The sequence below is a fragment of the Vibrio sp. 2092 genome, assembly GCF_033339635.1.
Lineage (GTDB): Bacteria > Pseudomonadota > Gammaproteobacteria > Enterobacterales > Vibrionaceae > Vibrio > Vibrio alginolyticus.
On sequence record NZ_JAWOUY010000006.1, the window covers coordinates 280,198 to 301,696 of the forward strand.

General features: G+C 46.5%; 20 protein-coding genes. 5 read left to right on the forward strand and 15 right to left on the reverse strand.

All coding sequences use genetic code 11. The features are described from left to right. Positions 1–5 precede the first annotated feature (5 nt). Genes gspL through gspC form a run of 10 tightly spaced genes read right to left on the reverse strand, consistent with a single transcriptional unit; the run spans position 6 to position 10,052 of the window. A complete protein-coding gene (gene gspL / locus R7P80_RS13350) occupies positions 6–1,208 on the reverse strand; it encodes a type II secretion system protein GspL (protein WP_161444171.1) in 1,203 nt (400 codons plus the stop codon). Continuing rightward, positions 1,177–2,187 (reverse strand): type II secretion system minor pseudopilin GspK, encoded by a 1,011-nt coding sequence (gspK, locus tag R7P80_RS13355; RefSeq protein ID WP_005382999.1) that lies wholly within the window; start codon positions 2,185–2,187, stop codon positions 1,177–1,179. The genes gspL and gspK overlap by 32 nt, the downstream gene beginning before the upstream one ends. Then, a complete protein-coding gene (gene gspJ, locus R7P80_RS13360; protein WP_047103742.1) occupies positions 2,180–2,857 on the reverse strand; it encodes a type II secretion system minor pseudopilin GspJ in 678 nt (225 codons plus the stop codon). Before gspJ ends, gspK begins: the two co-directional genes overlap by 8 nt. Then, positions 2,844–3,233: a type II secretion system minor pseudopilin GspI gene (gspI, locus tag R7P80_RS13365; protein WP_017820691.1), complete on the reverse strand. Its 390-nt coding sequence runs from the start codon at positions 3,231–3,233 to the stop codon at positions 2,844–2,846. Before gspI ends, gspJ begins: the two co-directional genes overlap by 14 nt. After that, a complete protein-coding gene (locus R7P80_RS13370) occupies positions 3,220–3,819 on the reverse strand; it encodes a prepilin-type N-terminal cleavage/methylation domain-containing protein (protein ID WP_017635010.1) in 600 nt (199 codons plus the stop codon). The genes gspI and R7P80_RS13370 overlap by 14 nt, the downstream gene beginning before the upstream one ends. 29 nt (positions 3,820–3,848) lie before the next feature. Further along, the gene (gene gspG, locus R7P80_RS13375; RefSeq protein WP_005379298.1) at positions 3,849–4,292 is read right to left on the reverse strand and encodes a type II secretion system major pseudopilin GspG; all 444 of its coding nucleotides are present in this window, start codon (positions 4,290–4,292) and stop codon (positions 3,849–3,851) included. A gap of 59 nt (positions 4,293–4,351) precedes the next feature. Continuing rightward, on the reverse strand, positions 4,352–5,569 hold the full coding sequence (gene gspF / locus R7P80_RS13380; protein WP_005382993.1) for a type II secretion system inner membrane protein GspF: 1,218 nt from the start codon (positions 5,567–5,569) through the stop codon (positions 4,352–4,354). Continuing rightward, positions 5,569–7,071, reverse strand: coding sequence for a type II secretion system ATPase GspE (gene gspE, locus R7P80_RS13385; protein WP_005379296.1), 1,503 nt, complete (start codon positions 7,069–7,071; stop codon positions 5,569–5,571). Before gspE ends, gspF begins: the two co-directional genes overlap by 1 nt. After that, on the reverse strand, positions 7,071–9,089 hold the full coding sequence (gene gspD, locus R7P80_RS13390; RefSeq protein WP_005379295.1) for a type II secretion system secretin GspD: 2,019 nt from the start codon (positions 9,087–9,089) through the stop codon (positions 7,071–7,073). Before gspD ends, gspE begins: the two co-directional genes overlap by 1 nt. Before the next feature lie 36 nt (positions 9,090–9,125). Next, complete coding sequence (gene gspC / locus R7P80_RS13395) at positions 9,126–10,052, reverse strand: type II secretion system protein GspC (RefSeq protein ID WP_005379294.1); 927 nt, start codon at positions 10,050–10,052, stop codon at positions 9,126–9,128. Between the two features lie 253 nt (positions 10,053–10,305). Here gspC and hslR point away from each other — a divergent pair, with 253 nt between their 5' ends. The 4 genes from hslR (at position 10,306) to R7P80_RS13415 (ending at position 15,872) form a co-directional block, all read left to right on the forward strand. Continuing rightward, complete coding sequence (hslR, locus tag R7P80_RS13400) at positions 10,306–10,692, forward strand: ribosome-associated heat shock protein Hsp15 (RefSeq protein ID WP_005379292.1); 387 nt, start codon at positions 10,306–10,308, stop codon at positions 10,690–10,692. A gap of 31 nt (positions 10,693–10,723) precedes the next feature. Then, positions 10,724–11,599 carry an Hsp33 family molecular chaperone HslO gene (gene hslO, locus R7P80_RS13405; protein ID WP_005379290.1) on the forward strand — a complete coding sequence of 292 codons (876 nt, stop codon included), beginning with the start codon at positions 10,724–10,726 and terminating at the stop codon, positions 11,597–11,599. A gap of 336 nt (positions 11,600–11,935) precedes the next feature. Beyond that, positions 11,936–13,564 carry a phosphoenolpyruvate carboxykinase (ATP) gene (gene pckA, locus R7P80_RS13410; RefSeq protein WP_005379288.1) on the forward strand — a complete coding sequence of 543 codons (1,629 nt, stop codon included), beginning with the start codon at positions 11,936–11,938 and terminating at the stop codon, positions 13,562–13,564. Between the two features lie 190 nt (positions 13,565–13,754). Continuing rightward, positions 13,755–15,872: an AsmA family protein gene (locus R7P80_RS13415; RefSeq protein ID WP_225492243.1), complete on the forward strand. Its 2,118-nt coding sequence runs from the start codon at positions 13,755–13,757 to the stop codon at positions 15,870–15,872. Here R7P80_RS13415 and R7P80_RS13420 read toward each other — a convergent pair. The 3 genes from R7P80_RS13420 to R7P80_RS13430 form a co-directional block, all read right to left on the reverse strand. Then, the gene (locus R7P80_RS13420) at positions 15,858–16,775 is read right to left on the reverse strand and encodes a bifunctional GNAT family N-acetyltransferase/hotdog fold thioesterase (protein WP_005379283.1); all 918 of its coding nucleotides are present in this window, start codon (positions 16,773–16,775) and stop codon (positions 15,858–15,860) included. The two genes, R7P80_RS13415 and R7P80_RS13420, sit on opposite strands and share 15 nt — an antisense overlap. 106 nt (positions 16,776–16,881) lie before the next feature. Further along, complete coding sequence (dtd, locus tag R7P80_RS13425; protein ID WP_005379282.1) at positions 16,882–17,316, reverse strand: D-aminoacyl-tRNA deacylase; 435 nt, start codon at positions 17,314–17,316, stop codon at positions 16,882–16,884. Further along, the gene (locus R7P80_RS13430; protein WP_033905908.1) at positions 17,288–18,232 is read right to left on the reverse strand and encodes a virulence factor BrkB family protein; all 945 of its coding nucleotides are present in this window, start codon (positions 18,230–18,232) and stop codon (positions 17,288–17,290) included. Before R7P80_RS13430 ends, dtd begins: the two co-directional genes overlap by 29 nt. 34 nt (positions 18,233–18,266) lie before the next feature. Between R7P80_RS13430 and R7P80_RS13435 the strand changes: the two genes are divergently transcribed. Further along, on the forward strand, positions 18,267–18,908 hold the full coding sequence (locus R7P80_RS13435; protein WP_225492242.1) for a DUF2959 domain-containing protein: 642 nt from the start codon (positions 18,267–18,269) through the stop codon (positions 18,906–18,908). 31 nt (positions 18,909–18,939) lie between these two features. Here the strand turns inward: R7P80_RS13435 and R7P80_RS13440 are convergent, their stop codons facing one another. Both R7P80_RS13440 and typA read right to left on the reverse strand, forming a co-directional pair. Beyond that, positions 18,940–19,482, reverse strand: a complete 543-nt coding sequence (locus tag R7P80_RS13440) for an AAA family ATPase (RefSeq protein WP_065275007.1) — start codon at positions 19,480–19,482, stop codon at positions 18,940–18,942. Positions 19,483–19,554: 72 nt separating this feature from the next. Continuing rightward, positions 19,555–21,384, reverse strand: coding sequence for a translational GTPase TypA (gene typA / locus R7P80_RS13445; RefSeq protein WP_005379276.1), 1,830 nt, complete (start codon positions 21,382–21,384; stop codon positions 19,555–19,557). Between the last annotated feature and the right edge of the window lie 115 nt (positions 21,385–21,499).

Sequence of the window (21,499 nt, forward strand, 5' to 3'; positions counted from 1 at the left end):
TCACCTCACAAACGCTTCAAAACAAAGCTGCCAACCACAACGTTATCGCTACGGTTCAACTGACCTTGCTCAACATTAAACTTCTCTGCCAATTTCACACGAGCCTGCTCAAAAGGTTGGAAGTCTGAACTACGAGCCTGAATACGTACTTCGCCACGTTGCCCGTCGTATTTAAAGCTAGTGATCTCCAAGTCACTGACCTGACCAAGCGTCGCGGGTAATGCCGCCAACCATGACAACATTGCCTGCTGACCACTTCCACCAGATAAGCGGCGCTCTTCATCATTCATTTGTCGTTTGAGGTAACTAACGGTAGGAATGCGTCGTTTATTTGGGAACACCTGGCGGAAAATACGCTCACTCTCCTCACGATACGCTTGAGCTTGTGCTTCGTACTTGTGGACCACGAGCAACTGCTGCGCAACCATGACGACGATAAGCCCCCCCGCAGCAATGGTGGCTTTTTGCCAGAGCTTCCAGTATTTACCCCAAGAAGATTTCGGCTTGAAGATCCCGGTCAGCAAATTGACTTTGCTTTCTGTCACCCCCTTCGCCAGTAAAGCCATCGTCATTTCTTCTGGTTGCGGCTCCCATATTTCAGGTAACGCAGATTCCGGGACCGAGCTATAGCAATCGAGCTTCCAACCTTCATGATTTTGTAGATAAGAAGAGAGGTAAAGGTCTAACCAAGAAGCGTCGACAACCGCGCCCTCTGTCGCAGAGTGACGAATTAGCCATTGCTCGCCAATCATTGCAGCACAGCTGTGATCTCCACGAACCGGTAACGCAAGCACATCGGGTAAAATGCGTTTAATAGCGATACCTTGGCTTGAGAAACGTTGCAGTACAGTCTGAATCCAAGCACGTTCAACTGCGCAAATCTGCGCTTTATCCGCTTGTTTACCCAACACGCTAAAGTGCAGGCCATCAACGTCCTGAGCAACTTCGTCTTCCACTAAGTACGGTAACATCGCCTCGAATTGGCGTGTTGCACCAGGCGGTATATCCACTTGCGTCAGGACCACATCATTACTCGCCAACAGCGCCACAACTTGGCGCTGACCAGCATATGAGACCAATTCATCTAAGTGTTCCCACCCGGCGATTTCACCGCTAGCAATCACTTCCTGTTGATCTGTCGACCACACCACCCAAGGAATGGTACTTTGTTGTTCGCTACTCAGCCGAACGGTCAGAAACTCGCTCACTGATCCCTCCAAAACGACGGCGAACTACGGTCACCGTTTCTCTATTTGTACTTTGCAAAAGGCTTCGGATACGTACACGTGATTCATCCACCAACACTTGTGCATCCAATTCAAAAAAGGCGCTATCCACACCCAAATAGCCTTTGGCGTTTTTCTTTACATCTTCACTTAAGCCAGCCATTTCTGACTCTGCTAAAAATTCATCAATGCTATCCCACCCATCAAATGGGCGTTTTTCAATTAGCTGAATCGCATCACTACTGCTTAAGTTTGGTGAGAACATTGCCACCAAAATCGGAGTTTGCTCAACATCAATCGTATTCACGTTTAAACGCCAGTCATCACTTGGCAATGCACAGACCAACGGCTCCAATTTTTGGAAAATTTCACCACTCACCTGATAGACAGCCCGTAACTCGGAAGCATCTGCCATCCAACCATTTGATGCCAAATAGGAAGGTTTCATCGCTTCATATGTGCTGTCTTCAACCCCAGTAGTCGAACGGACAGAGTCATCAGCATCAATGTATTCCCAAGTAGAGTCTGCAATGATTTCTGCTTGATATGGCTCGACATCCAACTCTTCTAATAGGCGCTGCAATACATTCACTAAATATGGTCTTGTAATTTGCTGACCCGTTGGTTGCACACGACTCAATACATTTAGATTAAAGCACGCTTGCTTGTCTCTAATTCGTCCCGCCGCTTGACCATAATCTAACGGATAGACTTGCTCTTTTATCGCCCACGGTTGACTCATATTAATCGTGTCGGTGTCTTTATAACTTTGTTCGATACCCACTTTTGCTAGCGCCTCGACGCCAAGGCTGTACCAGTACGCTTGCTGGTAATTGATTTGATTAGCGCCTCGCTGAAACTGTAAGAACAAACGTTCCGACATGCTGGCGGCAACCGTCGCCATAATCGCCAGCAACATCAACACTATAATCAAAGCAACACCGCGCTGACGGTTAACCATTATTGCTGTCTCCTGAACTTTCCTCTTTCTGACTCAATGTGCCATCAGGAGTGAGATAAGTGCGGGCAATTTCTCCATAGTCTTTGAGAGTGAGAACAACAGAAACCGCTTTCGGCAGCGCTTTTTCTTCAGCCCACTCTTTTTTCCATTGCTTACCATCATAGAAACGCATATCAAATGACTCGACCTGCGTTAGCAATGGAGTAACAGTACCTTGTTGCCCAACCGGCGTATCAGGATAGCGCCACCATACTCGCTGCAGTGTTTCTTCTTTTAAGCGATAGCCAACCTTGGTTACTTCTCCACGAGGGAACTGCTGCTGAGGGTTGTGCCAACCTAAACGGGCAAACATCAGTCCTTTGGTATCGGAGTCCAACAGGTAATCGGACCAAAAAATTAGCCGGCTAGCAGGCTCTTCACCATTAGTACGTGTTTGACGCATCGCCATTTGACGAAAATCGTTATCCATCATCACCATGGCACGCTGAATTTCGTTTAAGCGTTGGGTTCGTTCTTGTGATAGCGCATTGCTACGCTGTACTTGCGATACCACTTGGTACGCAGCGACACTTAAACTGGCAAAGATGGCAATCGATACCAACACTTCAATAAGTGTAAAACCTTTTACCCTTTGGCGCGTATTTGCGCGGGGATTATTATTGCGCCACATAGCTTCGTACCGTTACTACAGGGCTCGCGCTTTTCTCTACCGAGACGCTCACATCAAATGCTTTCAGCAATGGCTGCGTCGTGGCGACTGGCGTGACTTTCCAGAACCAAGTGCGTCCTGCCAGCTCTTCTGTGCCGTTTTTCGCTTTGAGTTCTCCGGTATTCAACATCACATTTGCCATCTGATTATCCACAACCATGGCTGCAAACATTTTTTCTTCTAAATAACTGATTGTATTAATATGCTGGCTCACGGAGCGAATGACACTGATGGCAGCGGTGGCGAAAATTGCCAGTGCGACCAATACTTCCAGTAAGGTCATGCCTCTCGTCCGGCGATGACTCAAATTTGGGTGAGCTTGCTTAAAATTGCGCATTCTCATCCTCTTTCACTTCTTCGCCCGGAGCTAATAACAAAATTTGTCCACTTTCTTTGCCAATGACTCGCCAACCGTCATTAAAGGCATCACCATTTTGCGGAAAAAAAGACAGGGTAAATGGCGTGACTTCGGCGCTGGAAAATATAAACACTTGCGGTGGCTCAATTTTCTTTTCGTCCTCTTCTTCTGCGAACATGTCTTCATCAAAAAGAGAACCTGGTTTGAATAAGCGCTCATCATTATCCCAAGCACCACCTCCGAGCTCGAGTTGTAGCGTAATATCTTCTTCTAGCTTGGTTTTGCTCGGAATCTGCTTTAATTTCAGAGGCTGCCAACCTTCTGAGGTTAAACTCAGTAGAGCGTAGGTCGATTTGGCATCATCCACTCGAACGCCAAAATCTTTACCGCTCAGCACCGCTTCTTCATTGAGCAGCTGTAAACGCTGAAAAAAGCTTTGAGCATACTGTTTGGAAAGATCTTTTTGGCTAGTCGGTAACGTCGAGATCACGGCCACAGCCGTAAGAGATAGCAAAACCAGCACCAATAGAATTTCTATCAATGTAAAACCGTTATGTTTTCGCATTTGTTTCATTAGTGCTGGCTTAGGCTCAATTATTGGAAGTCTTGCATGTTCCAGTTGCCAATATCTGCAGCTGGACCTTCTCCACCCTCTTGGCCATCTGCGCCTAGAGTGAAGATATCGATTGTACCGTTATCACCTGGGCTTAAGTATTGGTACTGGTTGCCCCAAGGGTCATTAGGAAGACGTTTGATGTAACCACCATCACGGTAGTTGCGTGGCTCTGGGTTAGATGGCTTGCTAACCAATGCTTCTAGACCTTGGTCCGTTGTTGGGTAAACGCTGTTGTCCAACTTGTACATATCTAAGGCATTTTCCAACGCGACAATGTCCGTAATCGCTTTTTGTTGGTCTGCCTTCTCTTTGTTACCCAATAGGTTTGGAACAACAAAACTTGCCAAAATACCCAGGATAACTACAACAACCATCACTTCTAAAAGTGTAAAACCCTGTTGTTTACTACGCTTAAACTTCATTTTTTTCTCCGAAAGTTAGATTAAAGCCATGCCGTTAGTAGACACGTCTTAATTCGAAATTATCCGCTCATCAAGTTATTCATTTCTAGCATTGGCATCAAGGTCGCCATCACAATGAACAACACTAATCCAGCCATTAATGCAATCAGCGCAGGAGTAAACACACCCAGAGCAATATTGACTGTTGATTCAAAGTTTTGATCTTGGTTATCGGCTGCCCGCGTCAACATGCTCTCTAATTCACCACTTTGCTCACCACTGGCGATCATGTGTAGCATCATTGGTGGAAACAAGCGAGTTTGGTCCAACGCCTTACGCAAACTAGCGCCCTCTCGGACGTTATCCGCTGCAAGCAAGACTTGCTGCTTCACATAACGGTTAGACATAACATCTACCGCAACGCGCATACCCTCGAGAATTGGAATCGCACTGGAAGTACAGATCGAAAGTGTTCGTGCGAATCGTGCGGTATTCAAACCTCGAGAGATCTTACCTATTAGCGGTAAGCTCAAGATTTTTCTGTCCCAAGCTAAGCGAAAGTCTGGCTTTTGCAACGCCAGTTTGAGGCCATAGAAAAGCGCCACCAGCACAACGAAAATAATCAGCCCCCAATCTTGCACAAACTCACTGGCTGCCAGTAAAAATTGCGTCGATTGAGGTAACTCTTGGCCCATCTGAATGATGGGTTCAATGATTTTAGGAACCACTGTCGCCAATAAGAACGAAACGATGACAACCGCGAATACCACCAAAACTACAGGATAAATCATGGCTTGAAGCAATTTAGATCGCATCTTTTGGCGGTTTTCGACATAGTCTGCCAAACGCTCTAATACGGTATCGAGGTGACCTGATTTTTCGCCCGCCGCAACCATAGAGCGGTACAGTTCATCAAACACGTGTGGGTAATCAGCAAAACTGTCGGCGAGCGGATAACCCTCGGTTACTTTCGAGCGAACCGCAGCCAGCATAGAACGAATTCTCGGCTTTTCAGCCTGCTCAGAGACCGCGCGCAAACATTCTTCCAGAGGCATGCCTGATTGGACTAACGTGGACAATTGACGTGTGATTAGTGCCAGCTCAGATGTTGAGATGCCGCGCTTAAAGCTGACTGAGCCTGAAGACTTAGCCGATTTAGCTTTCGTCTCCACCACTTCAATCGGGATCATCCCTTGCTCTTTGAGTCGCTGGCGCACTTGTCGGGCGTTGTCCCCTTCTATCGTGCCTTTTTTATGCTTGCCTTTTGCATCTAGCGCTTTGTACTCAAATGCCGCCATTAGGTTTCCTTCGTCACTCGCATCACTTCTTCAAGTGACGTAATACCACGACGTACTTTGCTTAGACCATCACTGCGAATACTTGGCGTATGGGCGCGAACGGCTCTCTCAATTTCTTGCTCACCAGACTCTCGGTGAATCAATTCTTGCACTTGCTCATCGACCATAATGAGCTCGTGGATACCTGTTCGACCTCGGTAACCTTTTTGGTTACACGCTTCGCAGCCTTTAGCACGGTGTAGCTCTAGTGGTTCATGCGCTTCCATACCAAACAGTTTCTTCTGTTCAGCATCGGCTTCATACGGCTCTTTACAGCTTGGACAAAGCGTTCGAACTAAGCGCTGCGCTAGCACCCCTAATAACGAAGAAGAAATAAGGAATGGCTCAATACCCATATCACGTAGACGCGTAATCGCACCCACTGCGGTGTTGGTGTGGAGAGTAGACATTACCAAGTGACCCGTTAAGGACGCTTGCACTGCAATTTGTGCGGTTTCTAAGTCACGGATCTCACCGACCATCACCACATCCGGGTCCTGACGCAGAATGGCACGCAAACCACGCGCAAAAGTCATGTCGACCTTTGGGTTCACCTGAGTTTGACCGATGCCATCAATATCAAATTCGATCGGGTCTTCAACCGTTAGAATGTTGCGCTCGTTGCTATTGATCTCTTGCAAGCCAGCATACAAGGTGGTGGATTTACCAGAACCTGTCGGGCCCGTCACCAAGATGATACCGTGAGGGCGGCCAATCAAGTGACGGAAGTTGTCATGCACTGAAGGTGTCATGCCCAAACTATGTAAATCAAGACGAGTCGCGTTTTTATCCAACAAACGCATTACCACGCGCTCACCATGTGAGGACGGCATCGTAGATACACGCACGTCCACCGCACGACCACCGATACGCAACGAAATACGGCCATCTTGAGGCACACGCTTTTCTGCGATATCTAGTTTAGCCATAACCTTCACACGAGAAACTAGCAAAGGCGCTAGCTTACGGCTTGGAGTCAGGACTTCACGCAATACGCCATCGACACGGAAACGAATCGAAAGGGTTTTCTCGAACGTCTCAATATGAATATCCGAAGCACCTTCTTTGATCGCTTCGCCCAACATGGCGTTGATCAATTTGATGATTGGCGCATCGTCTTCCGATTCTAATAAGTCTTCATCGTGCGGCAGTTCTTCAGCCAAAGAGAAGAAATCATCGCTATCAGCACCAATATCTTCCATCAACTGACGCGCTTCAGACGAGTCACGTTGATATGCTTCGGTCAGCTTTTTATCAAAGGCTTCTTTATCGATAGGTTGTGGTACGAAGCTTTTCTTTAATACACGACGGACTTCAACCAGAGCCGCAGGGTTAAGCGGCTCGACATAGTAAAGAATAGGTGGACGCTCAGGATGCTCTGTCTCCAGCACCAGTTTAAAGCGGTTGGCAAAACTGAATGGCAGACGACGCATACTTGGCGCTGTGTCTAACATATCAACCATTAGTTGTTTTCCATTTGATCAATAAACGCTTGAATCTCTGTTGGGTGCTGACGCTCCTGGCCAAAGGCAGGCATAACCGGGATCTTCTCGTCAGCCATCAACTTCAACCCTTGATCCGCTTTGTAAAGCTGTTCTGCGCGAATAAAGTTGTATTTACGCTGCGTAATACCGTCGGCCGTCACACCATCGCGAATAATCGTCGGCTTGATGAACACCATCAAGTTACGTTTTTCTGTTTGCGTGCTAGTTGACTTGAACAGATGGCCAAGTACCGGAATGTCACCCAATAGCGGCACTTTGGACTCACTTTCAAGTGCGCGTTCATCGACCAAACCACCAAGAACCAACATCTGACCATCTTGGATCATGACAGAGGTGTTTAACTGTCGTTTAGCAAAGCGAACGTCAACCGCACCGTTTGCGCCTAATACGTTGGAAACTTCTTGTTCAATGTTTAACTGTACAGAGTCACCTTCGTTAATTTGTGGCACTACTTTGAGTTTGATACCGACTTCTTTACGGTCAACCGTTTGGAATGGGTTGTCGTTGTTTGAGCCAGCCGTAGAGCCCGTAATAACCGGAACCTCTTCACCCACAATAAATGATGCTTCGCCATTATCCATTACGGTAATACTCGGAGAAGATAGAATGTTTGAGTTGGAGTCAGAAGCAACAGCACTAATTAGCGCTGTCCAGTCACCCATGACAATACTCATTGCCGCACCATTTACTCCGCTAAGTGCTGACGCTAGCGTAGAGTAGTCACCTGATTCAGTAACATCATATGGCGTTCGTTCGCCATTAGAGTTGGTATAGTATTCAGTTCGGGTTTGATCTTTTGCTTCTTCTAGCCCAACCATCACCTGACCAATCGGGGCTCCTGAGTTACCGTACTGAATTACAGCACCCGTTTCTAATGAACCCCACTGAACACCTAGGTTAATACCATCACCTTCAGACATTTCGACAATTAACGCTTCAATAAGAACCTGAGCACGACGAATATCGAGTTGAGAAATGACGTCTTGTAATGCCATCATAATATCTGGTGGCGCTGTTAAAACTAACGAGTTAGTTGCAGCGTGAGCAGCAATGACGACCTCACCACGCGATGCACCTGATGTTTTCTGACCGGCTTGTTTTTCAGCTTGTAGGTTATCGGAAACACCTTTCAATACATCCACCAAATCTTCAGCTTTCGCATTTTTCAGGTACACAACTCGGTTGTTACCTTTTGTCGCCATTTCAACATCAAGTTGACGAATCAAACGTTTCAAGCGGGCTCTTACTTTTGGATCACCAGAAATTAAAATCGCGTTAGTACGTTCATCGGCCACAATTTTAGGTTCAAGGAACTCTGGCGTGCTTTTCTGATTCGCACTTTTATTCAGTGCTTCAACAATGCGTACCATTTCAGCAGCAGATGCATTACGCAGCTCTACCAATTCAATTTCTTTATCACCGGCTTGGTCAACACGCTTGATGATCTCTGCTAAGCGATTCACTACTGCCGCACGACCTGTGATCAAGATAATATTCGCTGGATCATAATGAACCACGTTACCGGCACCGGCGTTATCAATCAGCTGACGAAGTAGAGGAGACAACTCTCGAACCGACACATTACGCACCGCGACAACTCGAGTGATAACACTATCGCCTTGCGCGCTGCCATCACCTAACACAGGGATTGCTGAGGTTTTTGAGTCTTTTGCTTTGATAACCTTAAGTACCCCATTGTCCATCTCTACGACTGCGTAACCGTATACTTCAAGGACATTAAGGAAAAAGCTGTAATATTGCTCTTCGTTAAGTACGTCATAGCTGCGGACATCGATCTTACCGCGTACTGAAGGATCAACAATGATGGTCTTTTCGAGGTTACGACCCACTATGTTGATGAATTCTTGAATATCAGTGCCTTTAAAGCTCGCACTAAATTCGTTTGCCATTGCACCTGGTACGCAGAGTAAACTTCCTGCTAGTAGCCAAGCACTTTTGCTGAACCAATGTTTCACGTATGTCTCCCTGAACTTACGCCGGTTGCCTAAGTCTTACAATTGGATATAGATATCGTACTGTTGGCCGTCTCGCTCAACAGTTAAATTTAATTCTTGCGGATCGCTCATCACTTGCATCAGTTGTACTGAAGAAGACGGATCACTTAAATCGATCCCGTTCAGTTGAACCGCAATATCACCAGGTTGTAGCCCTACATCATTAAATAATGCGGCATCACGACCAGGTGATACTCGATAACCAACAATGTCTCCGTCTTTTTTGACGGGTGAAATGGTGATGTATTTAAAAACGCTTTGTGGATCTTTCGCAATTTCTTCGCGGATTTGCTCTAATTTCTCTCCAACGTCAGACGTCGCTGCTTCTGCTCGCTGAGCTTGCGCCCTAGCTACCTGCGGCGATTCAGATAGCTTCTTATATTCTATACCTTCCATCATTAAGGTCTCGTCTCGACCTTGGTTATCAATGATGACGCGATCCACCAATACCGCTTTTAGTGTCGCACGTGTCCCTTCGATTTCTTCACCCAAACCGTACGTAGCTTGCTTACCTCGGTTAGCAATAACAGCAAGGCTGGTGTTGGCATCACTGCTGGCAACCGCACCGACCAGCGTAAGGTTAAGGCGCGTCTTAGGGGCGTCTTTAACAATAGGCTGTTCTACAACCGCCGCTTTTTGCTCAGTGTATTTACCGAATAGGTTGGCATTCTGAAGGGCATTAAAATCTATCGCGTCGCCTTTATTGCTCGCAGCAACGCTACTCGCCGATGGACGCCATTGCGGCACTTCCGACGATTGAGGTATGGCTAACCACACAATTTTGCCAAGTATCCATCCGGTTATCGCAATAAACAGACAGGTAAGCAACAAGCTAAGTTTGGCTTGAATGGTATAATGATTGGACTTGATCTGAGCCAGTAGCGGTCTGCTTGATAATCCTGCACTTAGCTCTAAACGTTTCACTGAATGGATTCCTTTATTCTAACGTCCGTCATTTAAGCTATAACGATAGCTATCGACTTTAAATTGCTAAATTTGCAATAAAATTATTACTCAACAAAGAGCAGTGAACTATATCACAAGTTGTCTTTCATACCTTTTTCTTATGCAGTTTTTGCCAACTCCCTTGAAAAAAATACGCCTTGACTCCATCTGTAGGTGAATAATCCATCACTCATTGCCGTATTCGGGCAGTGATTAGATAGCGTAGTGTTCTATGAGTTCCCTAAATGAAGCCGTTAGGCTAGATAAATGGCTATGGGCCGCAAGATTTTACAAAACCCGCTCCATCGCGCGTAACATGGTCGATGGCGGTAAAGTCCACTATAATGGCCAACGAAGCAAGCCGAGTAAAATCGTTGAAGTGGGCGCTGAAGTCAGACTTCGTCAAGGCAACGAAGAAAAAATCGTGATCATCGAACAAATCTCAGATCAACGCCGAGGCGCTCCCATCGCACAAACCTTATATCGCGAAACCAATGAGAGTATCGCGAAACGTGAGGAACACGCGACTCAACGTAAGCTTAATGCCCACAACCCAAGTCCGGAACGCCGCCCAGATAAAAAGCAGCGCCGAGACATCATTAAGTTCAAACACCAATAAAAGCCGGAATTACCAACGAGGAAAGCACTCCATGGCAAATAATGTTTTAAACCGCTACCTATTCGAAGATCTTTCAGTACGTGGCGAGTTGGTACAATTGGATGAAGCGTACCAACGTGTTATCTCCAGCAAGGAATATCCGGCAGCAATAGAGAAACTGCTGGGTGAGCTACTCGTTTCAACTACTCTTTTAACTGCCACTCTTAAGTTCGAAGGTTCGATCACCATCCAGCTACAAGGCGACGGTCCTGTGTCTCTTGCCGTTATCAACGGTGACCATAACCAACGTGTTCGTGGCGTAGCTCGCTGGGAAGGCGATGTTGCCGATGACGCAAACATTCACGATCTAATGGGTAAGGGCTACCTTGTGATCACCATCGAACCGAAAAACGGCGAGCGTTACCAAGGCGTCGTTGGACTAGAAGGTGACACTTTAGCAGAAGTGCTAGAAGGCTACTTTGCAAACTCAGAGCAGTTAAAAACGCGCCTATGGATCCGCACTGGTGAGCATGAAGGCAAAGCACACGCAGCAGGTATGTTGATTCAAGTGATCCCTGACGGCACTGGCTCTCCAGATGATTTCGAACATCTAGAGCAGCTCACTGACACAGTAAAAGATGAAGAATTGTTTGGTTTAGAAGCGAACGAGTTATTGTATCGACTATATAACCAAGACAAAGTACGTCTGTACGAGCCGCAACCTGTCGAGTTCCATTGTGGCTGTTCTCGTGAGCGTAGCGGTGCCGCAATCATCACCGTTGAGAAAGCTGAAATTTATGACATTTTGGCAGAAGTTGGATCAGTTTCTTTACATTGTGATTACTGTGGCACAACTTATACGTTCGACGAATCTGAAGTCACTGAACTGTATGCACAAGCTTCTACGGACAAGAAAACCCTGCATTAATTTATATAGCTTATCAAGCACGTAATTTACCCTACAAAAGGCCAGCTTAATGCTGGCCTTTTTGTGATCAACCCCTCGTAATAACTAGCCTCAAGCGTAATAAAACAACTGCTTAATTTTAAACAATTAATAATGATTTTGCCCTAGCGCAAAGGATTGCGTGCACGATAGACTATTCCCACCAATATGTGACGGGTTACCTAAAACCTTATTGAAATCATGGGTAAATTTTGAGCTATCTCCCTGTTTTCTCCCCGCCCCGTTGCTAGCATGGTGAGCAGATTAAAATTAAAACATTCTTACAAAATCCCTACAAAATCCTTATAAGGAGCACCTATGACCGTTATGGAACATACTAAGGCTGCAACACTTGATCTAACCAAGCACGGACTGCATAACGTAAAAGAGGTTATTCGCAACCCAAGCTACGAAATGTTGTTTGAGGAAGAAACGCGTGAAGACCTAACCGGTTATGAGCGCGGCGTGGTTACTGAACTAGGTGCGGTTGCCGTTGACACTGGCATCTTTACTGGTCGCTCACCAAAAGATAAATACATCGTCAAAGACGCTACGACAGAAGAACATATGTGGTGGACGTCTGATCAAGTGAAAAATGATAACAAGCCAATCACTCCTGAAGTGTGGGACGAGCTAAAAGAACTGGTCACAAACCAGCTTTCTAACAAACGCTTGTTTGTTGTTGACGGTTACTGTGGTGCAAACCCAGATACACGTTTGAGCATTCGTGTTATCACAGAAGTCGCATGGCAAGCGCACTTCGTTAAAAACATGTTTATTCGCCCGACAGAAGAAGAGTTAGCGACATTTGAACCAGACTTCGTAGTAATGAATGGCGCAAAATGCACTAATCCAAAATGGGAAGAGCAAGGCCTGAACTCAGAAAACTTCACCGTATTTAACCTAACCGAGCGCATGCAACTTATCGGTGGTACTTGGTACGGCGGTGAAATGAAGAAAGGTATGTTCGCCATGATGAACTACTTCCTTCCACTAAAAGACATCGCATCAATGCACTGTAGCGCTAACATGGGCAAAGATGGCGATGTAGCGGTATTCTTCGGTCTATCTGGTACAGGTAAAACGACCCTGTCGACTGATCCTAAACGTGCGCTAATTGGTGATGATGAGCACGGCTGGGATGATGACGGTGTCTTCAACTTCGAAGGTGGTTGTTACGCAAAAACCATCAAACTTTCGAAAGAAGCAGAGCCGGACATCTACAATGCAATTCGTCGTGATGCACTGCTAGAAAACGTAACAGTACGTGGCGATGGCTCTATCGACTTTGATGATGGTTCGAAAACAGAAAACACACGTGTTTCTTACCCTATCTACCATATCGATAATATCGTTAAGCCAGTATCAAAAGGCGGTCACGCGAATAAAGTGATCTTCCTATCAGCCGATGCATTTGGCGTACTGCCTCCAGTATCTAAATTGACACCCGAGCAAACTAAGTACCACTTCCTGTCTGGCTTTACCGCCAAACTAGCGGGAACAGAGCGCGGTATTACTGAGCCAACACCAACTTTCTCTGCTTGTTTCGGCGCGGCGTTCCTAACGCTTCACCCAACTAAATACGCAGAAGTACTGGTTAAACGCATGGAAGCAGCAGGCGCTGAGGCTTACCTAGTGAATACTGGTTGGAACGGCACTGGCAAACGTATCTCTATTCAAGATACACGCGGAATTATTGATGCCATTCTTGATGGTTCGATTGAAGAAGCACCAACTAAGCACATTCCAATCTTCAACCTTGAAGTACCAACATCACTACCAGGTGTGGATCCTAGCATTCTAGACCCTCGCGACACGTACGTTGACCCACTTCAGTGGGAAAGCAAAGCGAAAGATTTAGCAGCGCGCTTTATCAATAACTTTGATAAGTACACAGACAACGCTGAAGGTAAATCTCTGGTTGCGGCTGGTCCTCAGATTGATTAAATCGAGTAACAGCGACGTCGCGTAAACGCAGTGAAAAGTTGGCATTAACTTATCACCTTTACGTAGGCCAAGTTACAAAAATTGCTTCAAGCCCCTCTTTTGAGGGGCTTTTTATTGAATACCACAGAATATTGATACAAGCTAAAGCCTATCTAGTTTTATTTCATAACACACGTAGGTTCTAGCAAAGATGAAAACAGCGCGTCGAGTTCTACTTCTGTTACTGGTTATCTTAGTTGCCATTCCAGCCGCTACGATTGCGCTGCTAACAACATCTTACGCGGACGCAACCTGGCGCTTGCTGTCAAACACCTTTTCTCTTCCCTTCCGGGCCGAAAGCGTGCGTTATGGCTTTCCCTATCACCTAACTTTACAACGCGTGAACACCAGCGGAGACGATGCGTCTTACATCGAGCAAGTCGATTTATGGATGAATCCCGATGTTTATCGCGATGGTAAATGGATCGTTGATAGTTTATTGATTGATGGTATGAGCTTGCAGTATGGCGCACCAAAGCTCCCACCTTTAGATAACGTTTTATTCCATCAAATCGCGCTCAAAAATATTGATTACGCCGACGAGCAGTTCTCTGCCAATGGCATTGACCTTCAAATTCAATCACCACAATGGAATGGTCAATTAATACCATATGGCGAAGTTCAACTTGCAGCTGACCAACTCTATTGGAATGGCGAAGCCTTTAATCAAGTCTTAGTCGATATAGACTACAAACCGCAAGACAGTACGCTTTATGGCACCTCTTTTAACTGGCGTAACAGTCAAATATCTGGGCAAGGGGAGCAGTATCCTCAAGGCTGGTCTTTAGTAAATGTGACCATCAACAAGCTGAAACTGAGTAATACGCAGCGCCAATCACTGCTTGCAAAACCTTGGCACGATCTACCATTTAACATTAATCATATTAATAGCTTAGATTTGCTTAACGCCGATATTGAATGGGGCGACTGGCACTGGCAGAACTTGGATCTTTCTGTGGAAAACGCCACACTGCCACTGTCTCTCTGGAAGACAAAAGCTCAAGTGTCATTGCAGGCGGATAGCGTTCGATTCCAGCAGCAAACCGCAATAGAGCCACGTTTGAGTGCCGCTATCGAGCCAGGAGTAATCCAGCTCAACGAGCTCAGCTTAGATTGGCAGCAAGGTCGAGTGCAAGTTTCTGGATTGTTCACGCCAACACAATGGAAGCTCAAAGAAGCCTCTATTCAAGGCCTCAAGTGGGCAACACAGCCAGAAGACAACCTAAATTGGTGGCACGCCGCCACCAGCGAGTTAGAGCATGTTGCAATCGAACGACTCGACATTGAGCGCAGCCAAATTATCCAGCTATCTCACGAACCTTATTGGCAACTTTCCGGTTTAAATATCGAAGGGCAACAGCTTGATATTAAACAGTCGGCTCAACGTTGGGGCCTTTGGCAAGGCGAATTGGAAGTCAGCGTTGTCAACGCCAGCTATGACCAAATACTCACGTCTCACGCAGCACTTGCCATGCAAAGCAAAGATGGCTTTTGGCAATTGACTCGCCTTTTTGCGCCACTCGAGCAAGGCTACGTAGAAGGCATCGGACAAATAGATTTGAGTACCCCGAGCCAACCTTGGGCGCTCAACGTCAATGCTGATGGTATTCCCTTATCGCTCTTCCACGATTATTTTTTACCCGACACACTGGCTATTGATGGTTTTTCCGATCTCAGCCTCGATCTACAAGGGTTATCAGGTGATCGCAACATGCTGGCCTACAGCTTATCGGGTGAAGTGGAAGCCAATCTCCGAGATACCCGCTTGAAGTCCCAAGCGGATCATTCGCTCAAAGCCATTACCTTAAGTCCACTGCATTTAAGCGCGCAACGAGGGGAAGTTGCCATAAAGCCGGTCACCATCTCAGGAAAAGCCATAAGTGGTAAGGTTTGGGGAACATTTGATATGGCCAACAACCCGCTAAGTGGCATTACTTATCAATTGGAAGAGTCGTGCGGAAACATTGAAGGCGATCTACTAAGTGGCAAAACCCACCGTAATGAATGCGTGAACGCATCAAAACTGGCCGAGCCTACTGATATTGAGACTCCACAGAAAAATGAACCTTCCATCGAGCAGCCAATCGTAATTGATAACATCAATTTGGAGACTCAAGAGGAAGAGCTTTACGAAGAAGTTATCGAAGAAGATGAAGTACCCGACACGAATTCCGCAGCAGAACAACCCCTCTCACCGACAGAGCAAGAAGGTGAAACAGATAAGCGCCCAGCAGATCAGTCGGCGCTTACCCCATCAGCAACTGAGTAACTGCGAGTAGTTCGGTATCAGCATATAGGTACCGACAAAATCAACAGCTGGCGTGTCACCACTATAAATCACTACGTGAATAACGATGCGTGCTTTGCGTCCCGACTCCAATCGGTCTAGGTCACCACTGATCCCATCCAACGAAGTACTCGCCACGGGGTTTTGTTCGACTGGTTGACGATAGCGAATCGAGCTGTCGGCCAACACAATATCACCGTGCAGCCCACGCTCTTTAAGCAGCAGCCACGTCATCCCCCACCCTGTCAGGGTTGCTAAGGTAAAAGCTGACCCAGCGAACATGGTGTTATGCGGATTAAGGTTAGGATTAAGCTGCGCACAGCATTCAAACTGGTAACCCGTGTACTGGTTAATCTTGATCCCCATTTTGTCGCTAATTGGGATTTGTTGCTCCCAGCGCTGTTGAAGCTCAGTACACCATTCAGGGCGACGTAACACATTGGCCATCGGATCCAGTTGCTTCACCATTTGCTGATGGCGCACAGGGCCACGCTCATCGGTCAGCTCACCTCGACGCTCAAAGCCATTTTTTTCATAAAAGGCGATGGCATCTTCACGGGCATTACACACCAAGCGTTTCGCTCCTTCCTGGCGTGCTAACGACTCTAGTGCAACCAAAACCAGCGAACCCATCCCTTTGCTACGGCGATTATTTTTAACCGCCATATAGCGGATCTGGCCATCATTGTCCGGCGTAATGTATAAACGGCCAATCGCCATAGGACGACCTCGACCATCAACAATCATGCGGTGATGACTCATTTCGTCGTATTCATCGCGCTCTGAGCCGATCGGCATACGCCATGGCTCACGAAGCAGTTGCCAGCGAAACTGATAATACTTGTTTATCTGATTATCGGTTTTGGGAGTAATGAGTTTGAACATATCAATCCTTTGAAAGCACAACACTAATCAGTGTCGGAAAAATTACTCCAAGCCAATTCCATGAGCTTGGAGTTAAAGCTTAGACTATGGCGCCTGTGTTACCAGATTAGACCTGCAACCAAAACGTCACAGGACCGTCATTCACCAAGGACACTTTCATATCGGCAGCGAAGCGGCCACGCTGTGTGGGTAAGACTTCTTCACACAAGTCAGAAAAGTAATCATACAAGCGCTCTGCATCAACAGGATGCGCACCACGAGAAAAGCCAGCTCGCGTGCCTTTTTTTGTATCCGCAGGCAGCGTAAATTGAGAAACCACCAGCACTTTACCTTCCACCTGTTTAACGTTCAGGTTCATCTTGCCTTCGTCATCTTCGAACACACGGTAGGTTGTAACACGCTCCATTAAACGCTTTGCTTTAGCTTCATCGTCGTCCTTCTCTACGCCCAATAAGACCAGCAGACCACGATCAATTTCTCCTACGACTTCACCATCCACGCGGACGGCTGCTTCACTGACTCGTTGAATTAGCGCTATCACTACTCTCGCTTCCTTCATCTGTTAACTGAGATTCAGCGGTCGAGTGTATCATGTCTAAATCTTCACTCCAGTGCTCTCGCTCACCAAGCGCAGCCGTAACTTCCGCCCCCAATAACACGATCATCCAGCATAAATACACCCAAACAAATAAGATAGGAATCGCCGCTAACGCGCCGTAGATGAGCTGATAAGACGGAAACTGAGTGATGTAAAGCGCAAAGCCTTTTTTACTCAACTCGAACAGTATCGCGGCGACTGCTGCCCCCATGGCACCATGAGCGAGGTGTACTTTTTTATTCGGCACTAGAATATACAAGCCAAGAAAAGCAAAAAAGGACAGCAACAACGGTAGCCAACGCAGAAATAAATTAAACGCACCAGATAATGTCTCGTTCTCTAAAATTTGCAGCGAAGTCACGTACGACGTCGCCGCAATACTCGCACCGACCATGATCGGCCCTAACGTGAGTACCATCCAATACATAGAGAATGAAAAGACTAAACGGCGCTTGTCTTTAACTCGCCAAATGTAGTTTAAGTTCTTATCAATGTTGGAAATCAGCATGACCGCTGCGATGAATAAAAACCCACCGCCAACCGCGCTCATTTTGCCCGTATTCGCCACAAATTCCTGTAATGCCGTATGTACAGCTTCTCCAGAAGCTGGCACAAAATTCTCAATAATGTAGCCTTGCAGCACCTCACCAACGTTCGCAAAAACGGGAAATTTCGACAATATTGATAACAATACCGTCAGCATTGGCACAATAGACAACAAGGTAATGTAGGCAAGATAGCCCGCGTTCACATTCACACGGTCATGCGTTAATCGCTTAAGAAGGTACGTAAAAAACGCGACGCAACTTGGCAGTAGATTGATTAATCTCGCCTTGTAACTCTCTGATAACTGGTTCATAGTTCATCCCATAATTAGCGCCGAGGACATAAGAATGCCTTATTTATTAGCAATTGTACTATCAATTTTCACTTTAACAGGGTGTCAATCTGCTTATTACTCAGCAATGGAGCAGGTTGGGTATCATAAACGAGATATTATGGTCGACCGCGTCGAAGATGCCAAAGAATCTCAACAAGATGCACAAGAAGAATTCACCAGTGCACTTGAAGCCTTGTCTGCGATCACCAACTTTGATGGTGGTGAGCTAGAAAATGTCTACAACAACATCAATGACAAATACGAAGATAGCGAAAAAGCGGCTCAAGACGTACGTGACCGTATTGCTGCGATTGAAGACGTATCCGGCGCACTGTTTGATGAGTGGCAAGATGAGCTAGAGCTGTACTCGAGTGCGAAACTGCGTCGTTCAAGCGAGCAAAAGCTACGTGAAACCAAAGCCTCGTACAAAACCATGCTTAGCGCTATGAAGCGTGCAGAGAAAAAGATGGCACCGGTACTGGATACGCTGCGTGACAACACGTTGTACTTAAAACACAACCTTAACGCCAGTGCGATTGGTTCTTTGCAAGGTGAGTTCTCTAGCTTAGAGAAAGACATTCAGTTTGCGATCAAACAAATGAACGAAGCGATTGCAGAGTCCGATAAATTCCTACAAAAGCTCAATCAAAAGTAAATGATTTAGACCTCCTCCTAGTGAGGAGGTTTTAGTCGGCGACCTTACCGAGTAAACCGATGACTCTTCGAACAAAGCCTACCCTCTCTGGCACAGTTCCCCATGGCACTTCTACCACTTCATAACCCAACTCAGTATAGACACTCACTAACGACTGATGAATCTCCAATGCTTCTTCAAAGCTGTGCGGACGCACTTCATCTTGTACGTAAATGGATGCTTCAGGTCGACAAGTAAACACCTGACTATGGTACCCAGCGCTTTCGGTTAAGAAAGCTTGGTCAACCTTACAGCCGCCCACTTGTAGGTATGCAATGATGTCGGGGATGGCGCGATCAACAAACGCAACATCATGACAACGCGCATCACTCTTTTGTTTGTCCATCAACCCAAGGCATAACTTGGCAAACTCAGGTAAATTCGTCCACGGCAAAATACCATTTTCTAACTGGCTTTGCTGCTCAATCAAGTCGCGAGACCCTTCAGGAAACGTGGCGTAACCACACGCGTCTAGCGCATTCAGCAGTGTTGTTTTTCCCGCACCAGGCCCACCGGTGATAATAATCGGGTTCATATTCAACTCCAGAAAACAAAAAGCCCCGAGCATAACTCGAGGCTTCTTCTTAATTGAATCGCTTAACGAAAATTATTTCGCGCCACGAGAAGCACGCTTACGGTCGCTTTCCGTTAGGAACTTCTTACGGATACGGATGCTTTCAGGCGTTACTTCTACTAGCTCGTCGTCATCGATGAATTCTAGTGCTTGCTCAAGAGTCATCTTGATTGGCGGAGTAAGAACCTGTGCGTCATCGGTACCTGATGCACGAACGTTGGTTAGCTGCTTACCTTTCAGTGCGTTTACCGTTAGGTCGTTGTCACGGCTGTGAATACCGATAACCATACCTTCGTAAACTTCAACACCGTGACCGATAAATAGACGACCACGCTCTTGAAGGTTGAACAGTGCGTTAGTTAGCGCTTTACCCATCGCGTTCGCGATTAGTACACCGTTTACACGTTGACCGATGTTACCGCCTTTGTGAGGGCCGTAGTGATCAAACGTATGGTAAAGAAGACCTGAACCTGAAGTCAGTGTCATGAATTCCGTTTGGAAACCGATCAGACCACGTGATGGCATAACGAAGTCCATACGCACACGACCTTTACCGTCTGGAGACATGTCTTTCAGCTCACCTTTACGTAGGCCGATGTTCTCCATGATGCCGCCTTGGTGCTCTTCCATTACGTCGATAGTTACCGTTTCGAACGGTTCCATCAACTGACCATCTTCTTCTTTGATGATTACTTCTGGACGAGATACTGCTAGCTCGAAGCCTTCACGACGCATGTTTTCGATCAGGATAGAAAGGTGAAGTTCACCACGACCTGATACGCGGAATTTATCTGGATCGTCTGTTTGCTCAACGCGTAGTGCAACGTTGTGTACCAGTTCCTTCTCAAGACGCTCAAGGATGTTACGTGACGTTACGAACTTACCTTCTTTACCCGCGAATGGAGACGTGTTTACTTGGAACGTCATTGTTACTGTTGGTTCATCAACAGACAATGGTGGTAATGCTTCTACTGCGTTTTGTGCACAGATAGTGTCAGAAATTTTCAGCTCGCCAAGACCAGTGATTGCGATGATATCACCCGCGTTAGCTTGTTCAACTTCGTGACGCTCTAGGCCAAGGTAGCCCATTACTGTACCCACTTTACCGTTGCGAGTTTTACCATCAGCACCAATAATGGTTACCTGCTGGTTTGGTTTAACGCTACCACGAGTTACGCGAGCCACGCCGATAACACCAACGTAAGAGCTGTAGTCTAGCTGAGAAACTTGCATCTGTAGTGGACCATCAAGGTCAACATTTGGCGCGTCAACAACATCAACGATAGTTTGGAATAGTGGTTCCATGTTCTCGCCAGTTTCGCCTTCTTCTAGAGAAGCCCAACCGTTAAGTGCAGATGCGTAAACTACTTTAAAGTCTAGCTGGTCATCAGTTGCACCTAAGTTGTCGAATAGATCGAACACTTGGTCCATAACCCAATCAGGACGTGCACCAGGGCGGTCAATCTTGTTGATTACAACGATTGGTTTTAAACCGTGAGCAAACGCTTTTTGTGTTACGAAACGCGTTTGAGGCATTGGACCATCAACAGCGTCAACGATAAGTAGTACAGAGTCTACCATCGACATGATACGCTCAACTTCACCACCGAAGTCCGCGTGTCCCGGAGTATCTACGATGTTGATACGGTAATCGTTCCAGTCGATTGCTGTGTTTTTAGCAAGAATGGTAATACCGCGCTCTTTCTCGATGTCGTTCGAGTCCATGACTCGCTCTTCAGCTTCACCGCGAGACTCAAGCGTGCCCGATTGTTGTAGCAGCTTGTCAACCAACGTGGTTTTACCGTGGTCAACGTGCGCGATGATCGCGATATTTCTTAATTTATCAATCTGTGGAGTAGCCATGGATATTGATTCACTTAGATAGATGAAATGCCCCCACGCTGAGAACGGGTGCTCTCTGGCGACATTTGCTGATTAAAAAAACGGCCATAATGTACCAGATTTTAGCAAAAAGCCT

What these genes read in the sequence shown, in the direction of transcription:
- hslO (WP_005379290.1), top strand. Translation starts at nt 10,724, where the DNA reads ATGGCAAATAATGTTTTAAACCGCTACCTATTCGAAGATCTTTCAGTA.
- R7P80_RS13440 (WP_065275007.1), bottom strand. Translation starts at nt 19,482, where the DNA reads ATGAACCCGATTATTATCACCGGTGGGCCTGGTGCGGGAAAAACAACA.
- R7P80_RS13435 (WP_225492242.1), top strand. Translation starts at nt 18,267, where the DNA reads ATGCCTTATTTATTAGCAATTGTACTATCAATTTTCACTTTAACAGGG.
- gspF (WP_005382993.1), bottom strand. Translation starts at nt 5,569, where the DNA reads ATGGCGGCATTTGAGTACAAAGCGCTAGATGCAAAAGGCAAGCATAAA.
- gspE (WP_005379296.1), bottom strand. Translation starts at nt 7,071, where the DNA reads ATGGTTGATATGTTAGACACAGCGCCAAGTATGCGTCGTCTGCCATTC.
- pckA (WP_005379288.1), top strand. Translation starts at nt 11,936, where the DNA reads ATGACCGTTATGGAACATACTAAGGCTGCAACACTTGATCTAACCAAG.
- gspK (WP_005382999.1), bottom strand. Translation starts at nt 2,187, where the DNA reads ATGGTTAACCGTCAGCGCGGTGTTGCTTTGATTATAGTGTTGATGTTG.
- R7P80_RS13430 (WP_033905908.1), bottom strand. Translation starts at nt 18,232, where the DNA reads ATGAACCAGTTATCAGAGAGTTACAAGGCGAGATTAATCAATCTACTG.
- gspJ (WP_047103742.1), bottom strand. Translation starts at nt 2,857, where the DNA reads ATGTGGCGCAATAATAATCCCCGCGCAAATACGCGCCAAAGGGTAAAA.
- R7P80_RS13420 (WP_005379283.1), bottom strand. Translation starts at nt 16,775, where the DNA reads ATGTTCAAACTCATTACTCCCAAAACCGATAATCAGATAAACAAGTAT.
- hslR (WP_005379292.1), top strand. Translation starts at nt 10,306, where the DNA reads ATGAGTTCCCTAAATGAAGCCGTTAGGCTAGATAAATGGCTATGGGCC.
- gspG (WP_005379298.1), bottom strand. Translation starts at nt 4,292, where the DNA reads ATGAAGTTTAAGCGTAGTAAACAACAGGGTTTTACACTTTTAGAAGTG.
- typA (WP_005379276.1), bottom strand. Translation starts at nt 21,384, where the DNA reads ATGGCTACTCCACAGATTGATAAATTAAGAAATATCGCGATCATCGCG.
- R7P80_RS13370 (WP_017635010.1), bottom strand. Translation starts at nt 3,819, where the DNA reads ATGCGAAAACATAACGGTTTTACATTGATAGAAATTCTATTGGTGCTG.
- R7P80_RS13415 (WP_225492243.1), top strand. Translation starts at nt 13,755, where the DNA reads ATGAAAACAGCGCGTCGAGTTCTACTTCTGTTACTGGTTATCTTAGTT.
- gspI (WP_017820691.1), bottom strand. Translation starts at nt 3,233, where the DNA reads ATGCGCAATTTTAAGCAAGCTCACCCAAATTTGAGTCATCGCCGGACG.